Origin of the sequence: Exiguobacterium sp. s11 (genome assembly GCF_018619015.1) — a bacterium.
Taxonomy (GTDB): Bacteria; Bacillota; Bacilli; order Exiguobacteriales; family Exiguobacteriaceae; genus Exiguobacterium_A; species Exiguobacterium_A indicum.
In genome coordinates, this window is the sequence record NZ_JACSNF010000004.1 from 99,756 (window position 1) to 119,464 (window position 19,709).

The 19,709-nt window shown below is 46.6% G+C and carries 22 protein-coding genes; 16 read left to right on the forward strand and 6 right to left on the reverse strand.

Going from position 1 to position 19,709, the window contains the following annotated elements; genetic code table 11:
- Nucleotides 1–31 precede the first annotated feature (31 nt).
- The 7 genes from pdxK to queF all read left to right on the forward strand — a co-directional run bounded on the left by pdxK (nt 32) and on the right by queF (nt 4,419).
- Nucleotides 32–847, forward strand: coding sequence for a pyridoxine/pyridoxal/pyridoxamine kinase (gene pdxK, locus KNQ12_RS13065; protein WP_023469720.1), 816 nt, complete (start codon nt 32–34; stop codon nt 845–847).
- Nucleotides 848–908: 61 nt separating this feature from the next.
- Nucleotides 909–1,277 carry a YojF family protein gene (locus tag KNQ12_RS13070; RefSeq protein ID WP_023469721.1) on the forward strand — a complete coding sequence of 123 codons (369 nt, stop codon included), beginning with the start codon at nt 909–911 and terminating at the stop codon, nt 1,275–1,277.
- The gene (bshB2, locus tag KNQ12_RS13075) at nt 1,274–1,924 is read left to right on the forward strand and encodes a bacillithiol biosynthesis deacetylase BshB2 (protein WP_214748746.1); all 651 of its coding nucleotides are present in this window, start codon (nt 1,274–1,276) and stop codon (nt 1,922–1,924) included. The genes KNQ12_RS13070 and bshB2 overlap by 4 nt, the downstream gene beginning before the upstream one ends.
- A 171-nt stretch (nt 1,925–2,095) precedes the next feature.
- The gene (queC, locus tag KNQ12_RS13080; protein ID WP_023469723.1) at nt 2,096–2,752 is read left to right on the forward strand and encodes a 7-cyano-7-deazaguanine synthase QueC; all 657 of its coding nucleotides are present in this window, start codon (nt 2,096–2,098) and stop codon (nt 2,750–2,752) included.
- Entirely contained in the window at nt 2,749–3,204 is a 456-nt protein-coding gene (gene queD, locus KNQ12_RS13085; RefSeq protein ID WP_023469724.1) for a 6-carboxytetrahydropterin synthase QueD, read from the forward strand. Before queC ends, queD begins: the two co-directional genes overlap by 4 nt.
- Complete coding sequence (gene queE / locus KNQ12_RS13090) at nt 3,201–3,917, forward strand: 7-carboxy-7-deazaguanine synthase QueE (RefSeq protein ID WP_214729113.1); 717 nt, start codon at nt 3,201–3,203, stop codon at nt 3,915–3,917. Before queD ends, queE begins: the two co-directional genes overlap by 4 nt.
- A gap of 13 nt (nt 3,918–3,930) precedes the next feature.
- Nucleotides 3,931–4,419: a preQ(1) synthase gene (gene queF / locus KNQ12_RS13095; protein ID WP_023469726.1), complete on the forward strand. Its 489-nt coding sequence runs from the start codon at nt 3,931–3,933 to the stop codon at nt 4,417–4,419.
- 55 nt (nt 4,420–4,474) lie between these two features.
- Here the strand turns inward: queF and KNQ12_RS13100 are convergent, their stop codons facing one another.
- On the reverse strand, nt 4,475–4,756 hold the full coding sequence (locus KNQ12_RS13100) for a helix-turn-helix domain-containing protein (RefSeq protein ID WP_075642904.1): 282 nt from the start codon (nt 4,754–4,756) through the stop codon (nt 4,475–4,477).
- Between the two features lie 256 nt (nt 4,757–5,012).
- Here KNQ12_RS13100 and KNQ12_RS13105 point away from each other — a divergent pair, with 256 nt between their 5' ends.
- The 5 genes from KNQ12_RS13105 (at nt 5,013) to KNQ12_RS13125 (ending at nt 11,045) form a co-directional block, all read left to right on the forward strand.
- Nucleotides 5,013–6,680 (forward strand): PTS transporter subunit IIBC, encoded by a 1,668-nt coding sequence (locus tag KNQ12_RS13105; protein ID WP_214748751.1) that lies wholly within the window; start codon nt 5,013–5,015, stop codon nt 6,678–6,680.
- Nucleotides 6,681–6,766: 86 nt separating this feature from the next.
- Nucleotides 6,767–7,570 carry an endonuclease/exonuclease/phosphatase family protein gene (locus KNQ12_RS13110; protein WP_035395584.1) on the forward strand — a complete coding sequence of 268 codons (804 nt, stop codon included), beginning with the start codon at nt 6,767–6,769 and terminating at the stop codon, nt 7,568–7,570.
- Nucleotides 7,571–7,740: 170 nt separating this feature from the next.
- A complete protein-coding gene (locus KNQ12_RS13115; protein ID WP_023469730.1) occupies nt 7,741–9,153 on the forward strand; it encodes a sucrose-specific PTS transporter subunit IIBC in 1,413 nt (470 codons plus the stop codon).
- A gap of 127 nt (nt 9,154–9,280) precedes the next feature.
- The gene (locus tag KNQ12_RS13120) at nt 9,281–10,123 is read left to right on the forward strand and encodes a PRD domain-containing protein (RefSeq protein ID WP_231681717.1); all 843 of its coding nucleotides are present in this window, start codon (nt 9,281–9,283) and stop codon (nt 10,121–10,123) included.
- Nucleotides 10,110–11,045, forward strand: coding sequence for a carbohydrate kinase family protein (locus tag KNQ12_RS13125; RefSeq protein ID WP_214725133.1), 936 nt, complete (start codon nt 10,110–10,112; stop codon nt 11,043–11,045). The genes KNQ12_RS13120 and KNQ12_RS13125 overlap by 14 nt, the downstream gene beginning before the upstream one ends.
- Before the next feature lie 107 nt (nt 11,046–11,152).
- Here KNQ12_RS13125 and KNQ12_RS13130 read toward each other — a convergent pair whose 3' ends face one another.
- Complete coding sequence (locus tag KNQ12_RS13130) at nt 11,153–11,848, reverse strand: alpha/beta hydrolase (protein ID WP_214748757.1); 696 nt, start codon at nt 11,846–11,848, stop codon at nt 11,153–11,155.
- Nucleotides 11,849–12,021: 173 nt separating this feature from the next.
- Between KNQ12_RS13130 and KNQ12_RS13135 the strand changes: the two genes are divergently transcribed.
- Nucleotides 12,022–13,278, forward strand: a complete 1,257-nt coding sequence (locus KNQ12_RS13135; protein WP_231681714.1) for a purine/pyrimidine permease — start codon at nt 12,022–12,024, stop codon at nt 13,276–13,278.
- A 44-nt stretch (nt 13,279–13,322) separates the two neighbouring features.
- On the opposite strand, the gene KNQ12_RS13140 is transcribed toward KNQ12_RS13135, so the two are convergent.
- The 4 genes from KNQ12_RS13140 to KNQ12_RS13155 form a co-directional block, all read right to left on the reverse strand.
- Nucleotides 13,323–14,816 carry a peptide MFS transporter gene (locus KNQ12_RS13140; protein WP_047390672.1) on the reverse strand — a complete coding sequence of 498 codons (1,494 nt, stop codon included), beginning with the start codon at nt 14,814–14,816 and terminating at the stop codon, nt 13,323–13,325.
- Between the two features lie 239 nt (nt 14,817–15,055).
- Complete coding sequence (locus KNQ12_RS13145; protein ID WP_023469736.1) at nt 15,056–15,691, reverse strand: Rossmann-fold NAD(P)-binding domain-containing protein; 636 nt, start codon at nt 15,689–15,691, stop codon at nt 15,056–15,058.
- Nucleotides 15,688–16,911, reverse strand: a complete 1,224-nt coding sequence (locus KNQ12_RS13150; protein WP_214748760.1) for a glutathionylspermidine synthase family protein — start codon at nt 16,909–16,911, stop codon at nt 15,688–15,690. The genes KNQ12_RS13145 and KNQ12_RS13150 overlap by 4 nt, the downstream gene beginning before the upstream one ends.
- The gene (locus tag KNQ12_RS13155) at nt 16,908–17,237 is read right to left on the reverse strand and encodes a hypothetical protein (RefSeq protein ID WP_035395686.1); all 330 of its coding nucleotides are present in this window, start codon (nt 17,235–17,237) and stop codon (nt 16,908–16,910) included. Before KNQ12_RS13155 ends, KNQ12_RS13150 begins: the two co-directional genes overlap by 4 nt.
- Nucleotides 17,238–17,384: 147 nt before the next feature.
- On the opposite strand from KNQ12_RS13155, the gene KNQ12_RS13160 reads away from it, so the two are divergent.
- From KNQ12_RS13160 to KNQ12_RS13170, 3 genes are all read left to right on the forward strand, one after another.
- Nucleotides 17,385–17,828: a hypothetical protein gene (locus tag KNQ12_RS13160; RefSeq protein ID WP_087681661.1), complete on the forward strand. Its 444-nt coding sequence runs from the start codon at nt 17,385–17,387 to the stop codon at nt 17,826–17,828.
- A gap of 86 nt (nt 17,829–17,914) precedes the next feature.
- On the forward strand, nt 17,915–18,088 hold the full coding sequence (locus KNQ12_RS13165; RefSeq protein ID WP_023469740.1) for a hypothetical protein: 174 nt from the start codon (nt 17,915–17,917) through the stop codon (nt 18,086–18,088).
- A gap of 31 nt (nt 18,089–18,119) precedes the next feature.
- A complete protein-coding gene (locus KNQ12_RS13170; protein WP_214748764.1) occupies nt 18,120–19,676 on the forward strand; it encodes an ABC-F family ATP-binding cassette domain-containing protein in 1,557 nt (518 codons plus the stop codon).
- The last annotated feature ends 33 nt before the right edge of the window (nt 19,677–19,709 follow it).

Below are 19,709 nucleotides of genomic sequence, written 5' to 3' on the forward strand. Positions count from 1 at the left end.
GGATTGTCTATTTCTTTAGGAGGAATGCCCCATGACAAAACGTAAAGCCTTAACGATTGCTGGTTCCGACACGAGCGGTGGAGCTGGTATTCAAGCTGATTTGAAAACATTCCAAGAACTTGGTGTCTATGGAATGAATGCTTTGACGGTCATCGTCGCCCAAGACCCTGATCACTCTTGGCACCATGCGGTTTACCCAATCGACACAGAACTCGTCCGGACACAAATCCACACGGTCCTTGGAGGTATTGGTGTTGATGCGATGAAGACGGGTATGCTCCCGACTGTCGAAATCATTGAAGCCGTTGCTGAGAAAATCAAATCATCCGGCGTTCAAAACGTCGTGATCGATCCTGTCATGGTCTGTAAAGGCGAAGACGAAGTGCTGAACCCTGATACAGCAAACGCACTTCGTGATGTCTTGACACCACTTGCGACGGTCGTCACACCGAACGTCTTCGAAGCCGGACAACTGTCGGGTCTTGGTAAAACACCAGCAACGATCGACGAGATGAAACTTGCAGCAGCGCGGATTCATGAAAAAGGTGCGCAATACGTTCTTGTCAAAGGTGGCAGCAAGATTGACCATCCGCAAGCAGTTGACGTGCTTTATGACGGAAAAGAGTTTATCCTGATTGAGGACGAACGAATCGAGACACCGTACACGCACGGTGCTGGCTGCACGTACTCTGCAGCAATCACGGCCGAACTCGCAAAAGGTGCATCAGTAGAAGCTGCTGTCCGTACAGCAAAATCTTTCATTACTTCCGCGATTCGTCATTCATTCCGTTTGAATGAATACGTCGGACCAACTGATCACGCTGCACATCGTACAGTCCAGTCTTGATCCGCTTAAGAAGTCCGCGATATCCGCGGACTTCTTTCTGTATAGGAGAGGAGAAAAGTTTATGCAAGCCATTGATGTACAAGAAATACAGCGTTATATCGACGAACATGCGAATACACCGTTATATGTACACGTCGAGACCACGAACGGTGCTTACGCGACGCACCAAGATCCAACTTTCCATAGCGCAGGGATGTTTTTCCGTAATGCGGAAATCACTTACGAACGTGGTCTGATCACAGGAAACGGACCTTACCGGATCGGTTTGAAACTTGCCCACGGTTGGTTATACGGTGAAGGATTGACTGACTTCGAATTTGCTGGGGAACAATTGTTGATTGCCGGTCACGATATCGAAGGACGTCTTGCAATTGCTTTTGAACTTAGCCCGACACCATTCGCTCAAGGTGCAGAGGAGGTAGACGCATGACACACGAAGATCATTTACTCGTCGTCTTCCCTCACCCGGATGACGAAGCTTTCAGTTCTGCCGGTACGATCATCGAACACGCTGAAAACCGTGGTCCTGTCACGTACGCTTGTCTGACACTTGGTGAGATGGGACGTAACATGGGACGTCCTGTCTTTACGAACCGTGAACAGCTCGCAACGATTCGTAAACGCGAGTTGATTGATGCTGCTGCAAAAATGAAGATTTCGGATCTCCGAATGTGGGGACTTCGTGATAAGACCGTTGAATTCGAGGATGAAGCAGCACTTGCTGACCGTATTCTTGCCTTGATTCAACAGACACGACCAACTCGTTTGATTTCGTTCTATCCGGGTTACGCGGTCCATCCCGATCATGAAGCGACAGCTCGCGCCGTCGTTCGTGCCCTTCGGATGATGGATCCTGCTGATCGCCCAGAGTTTCTTGCGGTCGCTTTCGCGAACAATACGAAAGAAGAGCTCGGGGAAGGAACATTCATTCATGATGTCAGTGCCTATACGGATCAAAAGATCAAAGCACTCGAAGCGCATGCTTCACAAACAGGTGGTCTGATGAAAGTCATCTCGGAAGATTCGAACATTCGAGATCTACTCGTCAAAGAACGCTACTATCACTATCCACTTTAATCTTCTTGCAAGAGATGCGTACCGTCCGATCGACGATACGCATCTCTTTTTTTGTCTTCATCAGAAAACGTCGACTTTTTCAATGGCTTCTGCTAGTGTGAATAGTTGAGACTACGTCTCCGGAGTTCGTAACCTCCTCCGTTACAAAAACTAGGAATGGAAGTGTACATTATGAAAAACGAACGTGCTCTTGTCGTCTTTAGTGGCGGCCAAGACTCAACGACTTGTTTGTTTCAGGCACTGAAACAATACGAAGAAGTCGAAGTCGTGACGTTTAATTACGGACAACGTCATGCACAAGAACTCGAAGTCGCACGCGACATCGCCTCTGAGCTTGGTGTCAAACACCATGAGCTTGATCTCTCTCTTCTCAGTCAACTGACGAGTAACGCTTTGACTGACCACAGCCAAACCATCACGACGAATGAAGATGGTCTTCCTTCTACTTTTGTAGATGGACGAAATCACCTGTTTCTTTCGTTCGCAGCCGTCCTTGCGAAAGGACGCGGAATCCGTCATATCGTCACTGGCGTATGTGAAACGGACTTTTCCGGTTACCCTGACTGCCGTGATGCCTTCATCAAGTCACTCAACGTGACATTGAACCTTGCGATGGACTATCCATTCGTACTTCACACGCCACTCATGTGGCTCGACAAAAAAGAGACGTGGGCGCTTGCCGATTCGCTCGGTGCGTTTGATTTCGTTCGAAATCGCACGTTGACGTGTTACAACGGCGTCATTGGAGATGGTTGTGGCGAATGCCCAGCCTGTGAATTACGGAAAAATGGATTAGATGCATACATCAAGGAGGTTCAACACACATGACATTCAATTACGAAGCACCTGAAACGGTCGAGCGCCCGACTGGCGACTCGCTTATCTATACGAAATCCCGCGTCATGATCGTTAAAAAACTGACGTTCGACGCAGCACACCACCTATATGATTATGATGGAAAATGCCGTGCCCTTCACGGTCATACGTACCATGTCGATATGGGAATCAGTGGTTTTTTGGATCACCGCGGTATGACACTCGATTTTGGTGACCTCAAAAAAATCTTCAAAACACATCTCGAACCACTGTTGGATCACCGCTACCTGAATGAATCGTTACCATACATGAATACGACAGCTGAAAACATGGCAGCCTGGATTTTCGAGACGCTCGGACAACACCTTCCGGATGAGCGTGGACTTCGTGTCGAATTCGTCAAGCTCTATGAGACACCGACTGCTTTTGCTGAAGTCCGTCGTGAGTGGATGAACGAAGCATGAGTGCCTTAACGAAAACACCAAAAATTCCGGTTCTCGAGATTTTCGGACCAACATTTCAAGGAGAAGGACGATCGATTGGTCAAAAGACGATGTTCGTCCGGACCGGCGGTTGCGACTACTCCTGTTCGTGGTGTGACTCCGCCTTCACATGGGATGGTTCTGAAAAACCTGAACTCTTGACGGCAGAGACGATCATAGAACGCCTCGATACACTCGGCTCTTACGGACATGTCACGATTTCTGGTGGGAACCCGTTACTTCATGCATCAATCGGCACACTGGTTGCGGCACTAAAAGAACGAAACATCACGATGTCCGTCGAGACACAAGGCTCCTACTGGCAAAATTGGTTGCTTGATATCGATGACGTCACACTTAGCCCTAAACCACCTTCAAGTGGGATGAAGATTGATTTCGATCGCTTGGATGTCTTTTTTAAACGTTTACCGGAACAACAGCGCGCCGTCAAAATCGTTATCTTTAATGAGGAAGACCTCGATTTTGCGGCGATGATTTCTGAGCGATACGCTTTAAAAACGCTCTATCTCTCACTTGGAAATCCCGATCCGCACGAAGAAGGAACGATCGCTCCACGCATGCTACACGATTTAAAAACACTTTGGGAACGCGTCGCCCGTGATGAACGCTTCAATCATGCGCGCGTCCTACCACAACTACATGCCCTCGTTTTCGCGAACGATCGTGGCGTCTAAGGAGAAATGATTCATGCGACCTGAAGATTTAAACGACTTATCGTTACTCGGCCAAAAAGCCGTACCATATATTTTTGAATACCAACCTGAAGTTCTCGAAGCATTCCCGAATCGTCACCCAGAAAATGATTACTTCGTGAAATTCAACGCACCAGAGTTCACGAGTCTTTGTCCGATCACGAATCAACCGGACTTCGCAACGATTTACATCTCGTACATCCCAGACGAAAAACTCGTCGAATCAAAATCACTGAAGTTGTACTTATTCAGCTTCCGTAACCATGGTGATTTTCATGAGAACTGCATCAACGTCATCGGAAAAGATCTCGTGAAATTGATGGAACCTCGCTACCTTGAAGTATGGGGGAAATTCACGCCACGCGGTGGAATCTCGATTGATCCATACTACAATTACGGCAAGCCTGGTACAAAATACGAACAAATGGCAGAGCACCGTCTATTCAATCACGATCTCTATCCTGAAACGATCGATAATCGTTAAGACGACTAAAAGAGGAACAAGGGGAAATCCCTTTGTTCCTCTTTTTTAATGCTCATCAACTAGATGGAAGGTCGATCAAGGACGTGCTATCCTGCTGACGGATGACCTCAGGTGGCCAGATATGCCGAATTAAGTGATCCGAAGGGACATGTAAGACACGGGCCAGTCGCTCAATCATTGAAAATGAGGGATGGGCAATGCTACTTTCAATACGCTGGATCATCTCAGGTGTCGTCTCAGTTAACTCTGCTAATGTATTTTGATCTAACTGATGACGTTCTCGTAACGTACGAATCCGCTGTCCGTACTGTCCGATCGGTTGAATCCCTTCTTTCATCCGCTTCAAACATCCTTTCTTCTTTTAAAACTAGACAACGTTCACTGTAGTCTTATTCCCACTTTTTTTAAATCTGAATACCTTTCCGAACTATCAATTTTTAATCAAAATAAAATTTCAAATATTTTTCTTATAAAACACTAGCTTTTTAAAAAGTTATCGCTTACAATTCTATATGCAAACGGTTGCATTAATCGCTTACATTATTGCACTGTTCTTACACACATATTAGAGAAAAAGAGATAAAAAGGAGTGAATGATCTTGAAAAATGCTATTTCGTTCGATTTTTGGCAAAAACTCGGTAAAGCCTTGATGGTCGTCATCGCGGTTATGCCTGCTGCAGGAATCATGATCTCGGTCGGGAAACTGATCGGCATGTATGGAGGCGATATCGCGTTAATGCAAACGATTGCTCGAATCGTTGAAGATTTAGGTTGGGCCATCATTACGAACCTTCATGTCTTATTCGCCGTCGCGATTGGTGGGTCATGGGCAAAAGAACGTGCTGGTGGTGCGTTCGCAGCGTTACTCGCCTTCATTTTGATCAACCGCGTCACAGGAGCTATCTTCGGCGTCAACACTGACATGATCACGGATCCAAAAGCAACGGTCGATTCATTGCTTGGTTCTGAGCTCATCGTAAAAGATTATTTCACTTCAGTTTTAGGGGCACCGGCTCTCAACATGGGAGTATTCGTCGGAATCATCTCTGGTTTCCTTGGTGCCGTTCTCTTTAATAAATTTTATAACTTCAGTAAATTGCCAGATGCACTTGCATTCTTTAACGGAAAACGTTTTGTACCATTCGTCGTCATCGGTGGATCAGTCGTTGCAGCATTCGCCTTATCACTCGTTTGGCCGTTCGTTCAAGGCTTATTGAATGACTTCGGTCGCTGGATTGCCTCTTCACGTGATTCTGCACCGATCATTGCACCGTTCGTATACGGTACACTCGAGCGTCTATTACTTCCGTTCGGTCTCCATCACATGTTGACTGTCCCGATGAACTACACGGAACTCGGTGGAACGTACAAAATCCTGACAGGTGCTGCTCAAGGATCGACAGTTGCTGGTCAAGACCCGCTTTGGTTAGCTTGGATCACTGACCTTGTCAACTTGAAACAAGCCGGCAACACACAAGGATACAATGATTTGATCAACAGTGTCGTTCCTGCTCGTTTTAAAGAAGGACAAGTCGTCACATCACTTGCTTCATTGATTGGTATCGCTGTCGCAATGTATATGTCAGTTGATGAAGATAAGAAGAAAGCATACAAACCAGTCTTCTTATCTGCTGGACTTGCGGTCTTCTTGACAGGTGTCACGGAGCCAATCGAATTCATGTTCATGTTCATCGCTCCTGTTCTTTACGTCATCTATGCTGTACTAACAGGTGTTGCTTTCGCACTAGCAGATGTCATGCATCTTCGGATTCACGCATTCGGTGCGATCGAACTCTTGACGCGGATTCCATTGATTGCAAAAGCTGGATTAATTGGTGATTTAATTCGCTTCATCGGTGTCTGTGTGTTCTTCTTCTTCTTGAACTTCTTCACGTTCCGTTTCGTCATCAAGAAGTTCAACTATGCGACACCAGGTCGTAACGGGAACTATCTGGACGATATCAACGTATCTACAACTGAAGCTTCAGGTGAGGCTGCTGCGACATCAGCTCCTGCCGACGGTTCGCAAGCTTCACAAATCATCGATTTGCTTGGTGGACAGCAAAACATCGAGGACGTCGATGCCTGCATGACGCGTCTTCGTGTCACTGTCAAAGATCCAGCGCTTGTTGCAAAAGAAGCAGACTGGAAAGCAAACGGTGCACTTGGTCTGATCCTTAAGAACAATGGCGTGCAAGCCATCTACGGTCCAAAAGCCGATATCTTAAAATCAGATATCCAAGACCGGATCGGCGCATAAACCTGCGAGATTAGGGAACTACCTAAAGGTGAAGCTCTTTTATAAGAGTTTCACCTTTCTTATTTAAAAAATCAGGAGGACCACTCATGCGTCTACTCACATTAAATTGTCATTCGTGGCAGGAAGAACAGCCACTCGAAAAATTAAACCAGATCGTTCAACAAATTCTCGCTCAAGATTATGATGTCATCGCACTACAAGAAGTGAGTCAATTGATGGACACACCGATCGTCTATGACGATGTGCGCAACGATAACTTTGCCTATTTGATCCAGCAAGCGTTAAAAGAACAAGGTCAAACCTACTCCCTCGTCTGGGATTTTGCTCATATCGGCTATGATAAGTATGAAGAAGGACTCGCTCTTTTGACGAAACATCCAATCCTAAAATCGGACAGTTATTATGTCAGCCGCAGTCAAGATACATTCGATTGGAAATCGCGAAAAATCGTCCGTGCGACAATCCAAGTCGACGGTACACCGATTACGTTCAATACATGCCATCTTGGCTGGTGGGCAGATGAAGTCGAACCGTTCCAGGAACAATTCAATCATTTGATGGCCCGGATGGATCCACTCGAATGGACATTCTTCCTCGGTGATTTCAACAACGATGCTTTAGAACGAAATACAGGTTATGACTATATGATGCAACGAGGATTACACGACGTCTTCCTACTAGCTAAGGAAACGGTCGGAATTGAGACGATCAATGGCAACATCGATGGATGGGAAGACAATCAACAAGGATTGCGGATCGATCTCGTCTTATCGAATCGGAAAATTGACGTCGAACGCGTCGGGGTCGTATTCGATGGGATTCACGGTCCCGTCGTTTCCGATCACTACGGTGTTGAGGTCGATATTCAGATTCAAAAAAATGAACATTAAGTATTGACAACGCTTTCTTTTCTCCTTTAAGATGAAATCAAATCAATAGTGCGGATTGTGACAGTACGGCTGGCAAGACCGAAATGACACCTCGTTAGGAGAGGTGTTGTTCGGTCTTGCCTTTTTTTTGTCTCATTCAGCACGTTTCATGAAAAAGGAGGACTTTTCCGATGGATTATCAACAAACTGCTAAACGTGTGCTCGAACTCGTCGGTGGACGCGAGAACATCATCACTGCTGCTCACTGCGCGACGCGTTTACGTCTTGTCTTGCATGATGAATCAAAGGTCGATCAAGCAGCACTTGAAGACTTAGATGGTGTCAGCGGCGCCTTCTCAAGTTCTGGTCAATACCAAATCATCTTTGGAACCGGTACCGTCAACAAAGTATTTGCTGCGTTTGCACCACTTGCCGGTGTAAAGGTCGATGGCGAGGAACCACTCGACGTTAAAAAGGCTGCATCGCAAAAATTAAATCCGTTCGCCCGTCTTGCCCGCTCGCTCTCGAACGTCTTCGTTCCACTCATTCCGGCAATCGTCGCAGCCGGTCTCTTGATGGGATTACTCGGTATGATCAAGGCCTTCGGTTGGGTTGACGGTGATTCACCGATCGTCCAACTACTGGATATGTTCTCGTCTTCTGCCTTCATCATCCTACCGATTCTAATCGGTTTCTCGGCAGCCCGTGAATTCGGTGCGAACCCGTACCTCGGTGCCGTCATCGGGGGAATCATGACACACCCGTCCCTCTTAAACCCTTGGACGCTCGGTAATAGTGATCCGGAAGTCATGAAGTTCCTCGGAATGAACATCGAGTTGATCGGTTATCAAGGAACGGTCTTCCCGGTTCTCTTAACCGTTTGGGTCATGGCAAAGATTGAACAACAAGTTCGGAAACGGACACCCGAGACGCTTGACTTACTCGTGACACCGTTCGTTACGGTTCTCGTCACTGGATTCCTGGCATTGATCGTCATTGGTCCGATCGGAACGTTACTCGGAAAAGGCATTTCATTCGTACTCGTCTTCTTCTATGAACAGTTCTCAGTCGTCGCCGGTCTTCTCTTCGGTGGACTTTATTCGACAATCGTCATCACAGGGATGCACCATAGTTTCCATGCGATTGAAGCAGGATTACTTGCAGATAAGAGTATCGGAAAGAACTTCCTCTTACCGATTTGGTCGATGGCGAATGTCGCTCAAGGTGGTGCCGGACTTGCCGTTTACTTCTTGACGAAGAACGTTAAACTCAAAGCACTCGCCCTACCGTCTGCGTTCTCAGCATTTCTCGGAATCACAGAACCCGTCATCTACGGTGTCAACTTACGTCTTGGAAAACCATTCATCGGTGGTGCCATTGGTGGTGCGATCGGTGGCGGTTATGTCGTCTTGACACAAGTCGCTGCGAACGCTTATGGATTAACTGGAATTCCGATGATTGCGATCGTCGCGCCACTCGGTGCGTCAAACTTGATCAACTATCTCGTCGGGTTCGCCATTGCAGTCGTCACTGCTTTCATCTCGACTGTCGTCTTGATGCGTCTCGATGCACGGAAACAAAAAGAAACGGACGTTGCTGCTTAATCCTTCATGCGACCAAACCGAGTCCTCAGGCTCGGTGGTCGCATTTGTCAGTTCGCAAAGCGCTGAAGTTCGCTTTATAATAAAAGAAAAGATCGGAAAGGAGGACGTCAGGCTGATTATTCATAAGATCCTCAATAACAATGCTGTTGTCGTCAAAGAAAATGGACAGGAACGCATCGTCATGGGACCAGGTATTGCTTTTGGAAAAAAGAAAAAAGATCCGATTCAAGCGACGAAGATCGAAAAAATGTTCATCCCTTCATTTGAAAATGCAGAACAGTTCAAAGAGATTCTGACAACGACACCACTTGAGATCATTGATTTATCGGAACGCATCATCTCACATGCAGAAGGTGAGCTCCAAACGCCGTTTCATGACTATATTCACGTCAGTCTGACGGACCACCTTGCTCATGCCGTACGATTAGCACGTGAACAACTCGTCGTGCATAATCGATTGGCAGAAGAGATTCGCCTTTTGTATGGACCGGAGTATGCGATTGGAGAATGGGCAGTTCTTGAGATTGAGCGTGCCTTACAAGTTACGCTACCGAAAGAAGAAGCTGCGAACATCGCGCTTCACTTATACAATGCACGCCAAACGCATCCGAATATGGCGACTGCTTTGCAGACGGTTACGTTACTCAATGAACTACGTGAACAGATCGAAGTCTTTTTTGGACAAACGATCGAGACCTCATCAATGACGTATTATCGTTTCTTTACGCACATGAAATTGGTCCTCGCCCGGATTGAACAAGGAGAAACCTTACACGACATGGATGATGTGATTTTATCTGCCGTCAAAACACGTTATGCTGAGGCTTATGCCTGTGCGAGTCAAATGGGCAATTGGTTGACTGTCGAACTCGATACACGTGTACCTGAATCAGAAATCGGCTATATGGCTTTACACATCGAACGGATTCGTCCGGATCTTGAAAGGAGTTCTACGTATGAAAATCTTTAGTTTAGGGGAAGCATTGATTGATTTGATTCCTCTTGATACTGAAAACATGACGTTTCAAAAAAATCCTGGAGGTGCTCCTGCCAATGTCTCTGTCGGACTCGCTCGATTAGGCGCTGATAGTTATTTTCTTGGAGCTGTCGGTGATGATTCGATGGGACACTTCTTGAAAGATACGTTACATCATTATGGTGTTCGTACCGATCATCTCGTCCACGATTCGACGCAAAAAACAGGACTTGTGCTCGTTACAAACGGTCAGGATGGAGAGCGGTCGTTCGAGTTCATCAACGCGGAGCGTGCTGATATGCAATTCCACGAAACACATGTACCGGAGGATTTCACGTCCGTCGATTTATTACACATCGGTTCGATCTCTTTGATTACTGGAGAATCCGTCAACGCGACACGAAAAGCCATCGCACGTGCAAAAGCGCACCAAGTACCAGTCTCTTACGATCCGAACTTACGAGAGTCGCTATGGCCGAATCTTGACGAAGCGCGGACGACGATCCGGTCTGTCCTACCGGATGCACAAATCGTCAAACTTGCTGAGGAAGAATTGACGTTTCTAACTGGACAAACGAATCTTGATGACGGGGCTGCTGAATTGTTAGCTGAATATCCGATTCGTCTTCTTGCCATCACGCGAGGAAGTGAAGGATCGATTCTCTATACGGATCGTGCGATGGCTGTCATCGATGCGATTACGGTCGACGCAATCGATACGACAGGAGCTGGAGATGCCTTCATGTCCGGTTTACTCTACCAGTGTGCGTTACGCGATTTTTCGTTTGATTGGTCTGAAGATGAACTTCGCGACATCGGTCGATTCGCAGCGATTTCAGGCGGACTTGCTGCTTCCGTCAAAGGAGCGATGGCTGCTTTGCCAACGCTCGACGAAGTCGCTCATCGCTTGAGTTGAATCGATAACTCAGTAGAAATAAGGATGGAGAGATTCCGGACCCAGTGCCAGAATCTCTCCATCCTTTTCATTTGATTGATGAGTCGTTTATTCACTAAGAGAATTGATTAAGGTGTATCGATAAATCGTTTGATTTCATCTAACGACTCGTCCTGTTGTTCTTTTGGCGTTAATGGACTGCTGTTATCCCCTTTTTGTCGACCGTACATACCAAAGTTCGCATGGTTCCCTTGCTTGATTTCATGGAATACCGCATCTTTTCGAACGTCCTGTTTACTTTTTTCGATATCAGCGACTGGTAAGACACCATCTCGTCCACCATAAATCGTCAACGAGGGCACATCAATCGAATCAATCGGATAGGACGCGAGGAAAACGATCCCCTTAATTTTCGGATGTTGTTCGACGATCGTCGAAGCTGCGCTTCCACCGAGCGAATGCCCGATCAGATACCATTTTTTGACTTGGGGATAATCCTCGATGATATCGAGTCCTTCGCTTGAGTCAAGCAACGCAATCCGAAACGGTAGCTTTGGGATGACGACGAAGTGCCCGTCTTTCGCTAGTTGCTTGCCGTAATAACTGTAGGCCGTTGCATCAACTTTTGCCCCTTGATAAAAGATGAATCCAACGTCACTCGTCTTTTTTCCAAATGTCACTTCACGTGGTGTAGCTGTCTCCACGTAAGATATCGCTTGGGGAGATGCATCATAATCGAACTGCGCCCAGATCATGAAGGCAAATACGAGCAGTGCCAACAGCGCAGCAATCGTTCCAATGATTCTGATACTCCATTTTTTCATTTCATTCCCTCCCGTTACCGTTATACCCAATATTATGTGTTAAATCACATATGAAAACAAATATTAGAATTTTCAGTCATTGTAAGCATCCCTATCGCTTTTTCATGAATTGGTTTAAGATGAAACCAATATTGTTTTTTCGAAAGGAGATTCACGTTTTGCCGCGTACCCTTGTGTCTACGATTCAATGGTTTTTATTCATCATCTGTACTAACATTGCCCCGCCTCTTGCCATCGCAGCATCGTTTGAACTCTCGGGTGCCGAGACGCTTTCCTTCTTATCTCGTTGTCTATTCGTATTTGCCATCTTAAGTCTCTTTCAAGTCCTGCTCGGACACCGTCTACCGATCATGGAAGGTCCTGCTGGAATTTGGTGGGGTGTATTTGCCCTCTATTCGTCGATTGGTGTCACATTGTACGGCAGTTATTCAAACACTTTACAGTCGCTTGGATTCTTACTCCTACTCAGCGGCATCATCTGTATCGTCTTGACAATGACGGGTGTCTTACGGCGCTTAGTCCCTCTTTTTACACCGCAAGTCATCGGTGTCTACATGCTACTGCTGTCGGCACAACTGTCCGGATCCGTCATGAAAGGATTGCTCAATATCGAGGATGGACGAATTCAAGTATTACCTGCCGTCATCTCGATTCTGACGGTCTTGATCTCGCTTTATTTAGAACGAAGTGATCGCTTACGCCAGTACGCTTTATTAATCACGCTACTCGTCGGTTGGAGCATGTTTGCATTGATCGGTCGTGCTGAGATGCCAAGTTTCGATGGTCCACTGTTCACTTTACCGAGTTTATTGCCGTTCGGCGGTATTCATGTCGACTGGAGCTTATTACCGACAGCTCTCATCATCTCGTTGTTGTTAATGACGAACGTCTTAGCGAACATCAAGGTCATCGAACGGATCATCAGTGCCAAGCGTGGTGAAACCGTCAAAGGACAAGTCGGAACAGCTGGTATCACGGCTGGTATCGGGCAACTCTTCGCTGGTCTGTTCGGTACGGTCGGTCCTGTCGCCATTTCCGGAACAGCTGGTTTCATTGCCTCAACAGATAACACGGACCGCAAAGCGTTCGTCTATGCGAACATCACGTGCCTTTTCCTAAGTATCGTGACACCATTCGTCGGGTTGATCGCTAAAATCCCCGTCGCTGTCGGTTATGCGATGGTCGCACCGATTGTTGCCGGGATGGCGATCATCGGCGTCACGGAAGCAGCCCGCGACTTGAATCGTCAAACGGCGATGATCACGGTCGGTCTCCCGGTCCTCGTCGGCATCGGTGCGTTGTTACTACCAAAAGGGGCAACGGCCGATTTACCGCCACTCGTGACGACCTTGATGTCAAACGGTCTCGTCCTCGGAACATTGGTCGCCTTGCTCGCAGAAGGGTTACGCCATATTCGGACGAATGATTAATAAAAAGACGCTTTCTCGATTGAGAAAGCGTCTTTTTTCATGCATCAGCGAATACCGCGCATGTATTTTTGAAGTTTTGGTGCGAAAGCGAACAAGAGTAATCCGAAGATGACGGCAACGATACCTGTGATACCGAAGTACAAAATCTCCGTATCATTCGTGTAGTATTTAACGATTTGTGCGTTGACCGCTTGACCTGTTGCGTTCGTCAAGAACCACAGACTCATCGTTTGCGCCGAGAAGGCTGCCGGCGCCAATTTTGTTGTTGCCGATAGACCGACTGGTGACAAGAAGAGCTCACCGATGACGACGAGGAAGAAGCTTAGTGCAAGCCAGAGTGGACTAACTGACGTCTCCACACCGAACAGGATACCTGGTAGTGTCATGACGATGAACGAAAGTCCGGCGAACAGAAGACCAAACGAGAACTTTTGCATCGTCGTTGGTTGACGGTCACCGAGTTTGACCCAGAAGCTCGCAAAAACAGGTGCTAATACGATGATGAAGAGCGGATTCAACGATTGGAAGAATGCCGGTTGAATCTCAAATCCTAAGAATGAAAGGTTCGTCCGTTCACTTGCGAAGATGGAGAGGACGTATGAACCTTGTTCTTGGATTGCCCAGAAAATCGCTGCTGCGATGAACAACGGAATATACGCAATCAAACGTGAGCGCTCATCATCCGTGATCTTTGGACTACGAAGCATGACTGTGAAGTAAGCGATCGGAATCAAGATCCCGAGAATCGTGACCATTAAAGTAAAACGAGAAATCGTCAACAGTCCTGTCATCGATGCAACGACACCGAGTACAGCAATCACGACGACAACGATTGATGCGATCGTGATGAAACGTTTTTTCTCGTCCCCTTTTAATGGGTTCAAGACGTACGTACCCGCTTGACCAAGGTTTTTCTTTTTCGTCAAGACGAAGACGACAAGTCCTGCGAACATCCCGATGGCAGCGAGTGCGAAACCAGCGTGATATCCACCGCGGTCAGCCACTTCACCGACGACGAGTGGTGAGAGGAATGCACCAGCGTTGATCCCCATGTAGAAGATACTAAAACCAGCATCGCGGCGGTTATCCGTCTTGCTGTACAAGTCACCGACGATATTCGATACGTTCGGTTTCAAGAAACCAGTACCGATGACGATGAGTCCCATCGAGATGAAGAGGGCTGTAATGCCTGCTGGTAAAGCAAGGACGATATGCCCTAGCATGATCAAGATACCACCATAGAAGACGGTGCGTGACGTACCGAGTAAACGGTCAGCTACCCATCCCCCAATGATCCCTGACATGTAGACGAGCGAACCATAAACGGCCATGATTGACGCAGCTGTCGTCTTATCGATACCTAGACCACCGTTGGCAACTGAATCGTACATGTAGAAGATAAGGATGGCACGCATGCCATAGTAGGAGAAACGCTCCCAAAACTCAGTGAAGAAGAGGGTGAACAACCCTTTCGGATTCCCGAAGAATCCTTTTTGCGGAACGGTCTTGTAGACCTGATCGCGATCAAACTCTGCCATATGATCGGCTCCTTTCATCAATCCTAAATAAGTGCATAATCCATCATCTTTTCCCGCTTTCCCCAAACGATAAGCGTGACGAAACAGATAGGATACGAATACACTGTTTTGCCTGAATTGTCTCACTTCTTTTTTTATATATGAGACAGCACTTTACCATTCAACCGCAAATCATTTGATGAGTCAAATATTATTTACGTTACAAGAATAACAAAAAGAGCAGTCGACTACTCGACTGCTCAGGATTGCATCTGTTTCGATTCAATGATTGTAATTCCAGGCGGTGCATGTAACGTTTCACGAATCATCGCCGCAGCGACTTGACCAGCTTCGATCGGAGCAATGGCACTCCGCTTCAACAAGGGGCGTAAAACCGTCGAAATTTTCGCAGCCGCTTGTTCGCCTAAGCGGAATTCATCTCGATCCCCTAGCAACAATGACGGTCTAAAAATCAATAACGCGTCATATCCGAGTACACGTAATCCGTTTTCCGTGTCCCCTTTTACGCGATTGTAGAAGGTTTTCGCATTCGGATGGGCACCGAGCGCCGAAATCAAGGCAAATCGTGTCGCCCCGAGGTCTAACAATTCACGACCAAGTTCAATCGGATATGTGTAGTCAACCTGACGAAATGCCTCTTGCGATCCTGCTTGTTTGATCGTCGTGCCCAGTGCACAATAGACATGGTCGACGACAGGTAGTTCAATTTCTGTCACACGATCAAAATCAATCACCCATTCTTCCAATTTCGGATGAAAACGGCGCATCGGGCGGCGAACGAGAACATGTACCTCGCTATACGCATCTTCTGCCAACAAACGATCGACGAGTTCTTGTCCGACTAGACCAGATGCTCCTAAAATTGCTGCTCTCATACGTTTCTCCCTCCTTCATGCTGTCGACCAATTGGTACGAAATAGGAACGGTTTCCGGTAATCCGTTCTCCGGCACGTACACCAATCGCACTTGGTCTTCCTCCTAAAATAAAGACACCATACATATACGCGACTTCTCCCTCTTCCTGAAGTGAGTACGTCGGTAATTCTTGATACGCTTGATAAACAGCCGGTTGATCACGAAACGTATGCTGTTCATTCTTTAGCATGATATGTCCTTGTCCATCATAGACCGTCACGGTATCTCCTTCACGCCCGAAGATTGGTTTTTTAACGAATGATCGCTGGCTTGAAATGAATGGATCAGCGGATAAGTACGTCGGTAAAAAGTAACGCGTAATCGTCATATGGTCCGTTTCGCTCAAGTACGGATGATTGGCTTCATGCAACATCCAGATCAATGCAAGAACCGACTTAGCTTGCATTAAAAAGGCAGACGGTGGATTGATGATTTCGAGTCGACCCGTCTCGACGAGTTGCAGGAGTAATTGCCCTAAATTTCTTCCGTCCTCATCCCGGTCAAGTAAGGCCATCTCGATCGGAAAGGTTTGACGATATAAGATATCGATTCTTTTACCAGCCTCATCGTACAGACCTTCTTCCGGACGAATCTCTAATGCATGAAGTGGACAATAGGTCGCATCACTCCAAAACGACTGCAAATACTCAGCTGTCAATCGATCCTCGATGTGGTCACCATGTGAGGTGAAGACGACATGCGGATGCTGTTTCGTCCGATGTATCGCGGCTTCGATCGCACGACGGACAGTTGCCTTCAGCCATTTGTTTTCCCCATCGTTGACCCGTTCAAAACCTTGTTTTTCCGCTACGACATCATTGACTTCAAATACTTCTTTAATGAAAGTCGGCGTATCCGCGTTCCATTCCATGAGTGAGATACGATCTGCCGTCGCAATGAAATCAAAGCGTCCGATGACGGTCAACGGTCGCATCGTCTCGAGTCGTAAAAAAGCGAGACTTTCAACTGGAAAGCCCAGCTCGAGCAGTGCCTCATCATCCATCGATCGAAGAATCGGAAGTACTTTTTCAAATATCTTGTAAACTTCTTGCGCCGCGATATGCAGTTGGTCGATTCGTTCTTCCGAGATGGGCATGATTTCCGTCACAGCGTACGGTTCCCCGTCTAGCACATCCCAAAAATGATCGATGTCTCCGTAAAAGGTTTGTCGTCTATTCATCCGCCGAAAAAGCCGGAAGATGAGCCTGTTCCGAATCCCTTTGTCTTCGTGTTATAACTCTTTACTTCTTTTGATTTCGGCGTATACCCTTTCGTTCGCATCGCACTATGCATCAAGGCACGTGATGCGAAATAACTACCACCCCAGTAATAGTATCCTGAATGGGTTGATGAACTATCATCACAGTACCAAACGCCTTCATCATTATCATACTCATAGTCATCACAATCCGGATCATCTGGTCGTTCCGCTCGTGCATCATCCGATCCACACCCACTCAGTGTCGTTCCGATCAACAATGTTGCAGCTAGTGTCGCTTGTTTCATCCAATTCACCGTCTCAGTCCCCTTTCCTTTTACTGTCGTTATGGATAGTATACGCTTTTTTGGAGAGAAAAGTTTCTTTGTTCTGTCGGAACTTTTTTTCCTTCAATGTGGTAATAGTATCTATAGAACGAAAAGGAGGATTTACGCATGTCACTTGCTTACTACGTTGAAGAAAATGGTGAATTCCATCCGATCTATCAATATGATCGTTATGCGATTGAACCGGAAGAGATCATCGCCCACCAACTCTGCGAATTTCATATCATCGAAGGACATCAATACGAGCTTCGTTCCAATGAGATGGCAGGTGATTACGATCAATTGATTGTCGATCATATCAAGGCATCACCGCGTGCGACAGAAGAACGCGTTTATCCACCGCATCAAATTCATATCGAGTTCAGACAGTATTTATCTGACAGCGCGCAACCGCTCTTAAAGACATCAACGGTTCCGAATCACGTCCAAGCGATGCGTTTTTTAATTAAGGACAAAATTGAAGTCGAAGGACACGGTGTGTTTGAGCGTGACAGCTGTGAAATCGATATCGACCGAAATTGTTACGTCGTCTATCTTGCTGATACACTTTGAGATGTAAAATCAGGTCTCTTCATTTCCAAGAGACGTTTTTTTTGGCATACTAGAAAGTAAGAACGAATCAATCGAGGTGAACGAACATGAGTGAACAACCAAAAAAACTATCATTGCAAGAGGCAATGATCGAACGCTTGAAAGCAAAAAAACAAGCGCAAACAAAACGTCCGACTGGCTTACAAGGAACACAAACGAAACAATTGACGAGCCAACAGACGAAAAAAGCAAACAACCAGAAAAAACGGACAGGCGTCTAAGTCACAGGAATTCATGAAATAAGGAGTAATTATGAGTATTTTAACGGTATCTAACTTAAGTCACGGATTCGGTGACCGCGCCATTTTCGAAAATGTCTCCTTCCGCCTGTTAAAAGGCGAGCACATCGGTCTCGTCGGTGCGAACGGTGAAGGAAAATCGACGTTCATGAACATCATTACGTCGCAACTTGAGCCGGATGAAGGAAAAGTCGAATGGGCGAAGCATGTACGCGTTGGTTATTTGGATCAGCACGCTGTCCTTGAAAAAGGATTAACCATCCGCGATGCACTTAAAGGTGCATTCCAGTACATGTTCGACATCGAACAGGAAATCAATGATTTGTACGGTAAAATGGGCGAAGTCGAGCCAGAGGAACTGGAAAAGATGCTCGAAGAAGTCGGCGTCTTGCAGGACATTCTGACGAATAACGACTTCTATACGATTGATGCAAAAGTCGAAGAAATCGCACGCGGTCTTGGTCTCGATGAAATCGGACTCGACCGGGATGTACAGGAGCTCAGTGGTGGACAGCGGACGAAAATTCTGCTTGCGAAACTCCTTCTTGAAAAACCAGATATTCTCTTACTTGATGAGCCGACCAACTATCTCGATGTCCAGCATATCGAATGGTTGAAACGCTACTTGAATGAATATGAGAATGCGTTCATCTTGATTTCGCACGACATTCCATTCCTCAATAGCGTCATCAACTTGATTTATCATATGGAAAATCAAGAATTGAATCGTTATGTCGGTGATTACGACAACTTCGTTACGATCCATGAAGCGAAGAAAAAGCAACTCGAGTCTGCGTTCAAGCGTCAACAGCAGGAAATCTCTGAGTTGAAGGACTTCGTTGCCCGGAACAAGGCACGTGTCTCGACACGGAACATGGCGATGTCACGTCAGAAGAAGCTCGATAAGATGGATGTCATCGAACTTGCGCAAGAGCGTCCAAAACCAGAGTTCCACTTCCTCCAAGCACGGACACCAAGTAAATTGATGTTCGAAGCAAAAGGTCTCGTCATCGGATACGATGAGCCACTTTCTCGCCCTCTTGATCTGACGATCGAACGTGGGCAGAAGATTGCGTTGCACGGTGCGAACGGAATCGGGAAATCGACGTTACTCAAGAGTTTGCTCGGTGAAATTCCAGCTGTCTCGGGTGTCGTTGAGCGAGGCGAGAACTTGCATATCGGGTACTTCGAACAAGAAGTTAAAGAGAAGAACTCGAATACGTGTATCGAAGAGATTTGGAATACGTTCCCGTCTCTGACACAACAACAAGTCCGTGCTATGCTCGCGAAGTGTGGTTTGATGACGAAACACATCGAATCGAAAATCGAAGTGCTCAGCGGTGGGGAAAAAGCGAAAGTCCGTCTTTGTAAATTGATGAATACGGAATCGAACATCCTCGTACTCGATGAGCCGACGAACCACTTGGACGTCGAAGCCAAAGAAGAATTAAAACGTGCGTTACAAGATTACAAAGGAACCGTCCTGTTGATCTCACACGAACCAGAATTCTATGAAGCTGTTGCGACAGACTTATGGAACTGTGAATCATGGACGACAAAAGTATTCTAAGCTACACCATACAAAAGATGGGATGCCCAGAAG

Bases quoted from the DNA above. Each gene is read 5' to 3' on its own strand.
- pdxK (WP_023469720.1), top strand. From the start codon at position 32: ATGACAAAACGTAAAGCCTTAACGATTGCTGGTTCCGACACGAGCGGT.
- KNQ12_RS13070 (WP_023469721.1), top strand. From the start codon at position 909: ATGCAAGCCATTGATGTACAAGAAATACAGCGTTATATCGACGAACAT.
- bshB2 (WP_214748746.1), top strand. From the start codon at position 1,274: ATGACACACGAAGATCATTTACTCGTCGTCTTCCCTCACCCGGATGAC.
- queC (WP_023469723.1), top strand. From the start codon at position 2,096: ATGAAAAACGAACGTGCTCTTGTCGTCTTTAGTGGCGGCCAAGACTCA.
- queD (WP_023469724.1), top strand. From the start codon at position 2,749: ATGACATTCAATTACGAAGCACCTGAAACGGTCGAGCGCCCGACTGGC.
- queE (WP_214729113.1), top strand. From the start codon at position 3,201: ATGAGTGCCTTAACGAAAACACCAAAAATTCCGGTTCTCGAGATTTTC.
- queF (WP_023469726.1), top strand. From the start codon at position 3,931: ATGCGACCTGAAGATTTAAACGACTTATCGTTACTCGGCCAAAAAGCC.
- KNQ12_RS13100 (WP_075642904.1), bottom strand. From the start codon at position 4,756: ATGAAAGAAGGGATTCAACCGATCGGACAGTACGGACAGCGGATTCGT.
- KNQ12_RS13105 (WP_214748751.1), top strand. From the start codon at position 5,013: ATGATCTTGAAAAATGCTATTTCGTTCGATTTTTGGCAAAAACTCGGT.
- KNQ12_RS13110 (WP_035395584.1), top strand. From the start codon at position 6,767: ATGCGTCTACTCACATTAAATTGTCATTCGTGGCAGGAAGAACAGCCA.
- KNQ12_RS13115 (WP_023469730.1), top strand. From the start codon at position 7,741: ATGGATTATCAACAAACTGCTAAACGTGTGCTCGAACTCGTCGGTGGA.
- KNQ12_RS13125 (WP_214725133.1), top strand. From the start codon at position 10,110: ATGAAAATCTTTAGTTTAGGGGAAGCATTGATTGATTTGATTCCTCTT.
- KNQ12_RS13130 (WP_214748757.1), bottom strand. From the start codon at position 11,848: ATGAAAAAATGGAGTATCAGAATCATTGGAACGATTGCTGCGCTGTTG.
- KNQ12_RS13140 (WP_047390672.1), bottom strand. From the start codon at position 14,816: ATGGCAGAGTTTGATCGCGATCAGGTCTACAAGACCGTTCCGCAAAAA.
- KNQ12_RS13145 (WP_023469736.1), bottom strand. From the start codon at position 15,691: ATGAGAGCAGCAATTTTAGGAGCATCTGGTCTAGTCGGACAAGAACTC.
- KNQ12_RS13150 (WP_214748760.1), bottom strand. From the start codon at position 16,911: ATGAATAGACGACAAACCTTTTACGGAGACATCGATCATTTTTGGGAT.
- KNQ12_RS13155 (WP_035395686.1), bottom strand. From the start codon at position 17,237: ATGAAACAAGCGACACTAGCTGCAACATTGTTGATCGGAACGACACTG.
- KNQ12_RS13160 (WP_087681661.1), top strand. From the start codon at position 17,385: ATGTCACTTGCTTACTACGTTGAAGAAAATGGTGAATTCCATCCGATC.
- KNQ12_RS13165 (WP_023469740.1), top strand. From the start codon at position 17,915: ATGAGTGAACAACCAAAAAAACTATCATTGCAAGAGGCAATGATCGAA.
- KNQ12_RS13170 (WP_214748764.1), top strand. From the start codon at position 18,120: ATGAGTATTTTAACGGTATCTAACTTAAGTCACGGATTCGGTGACCGC.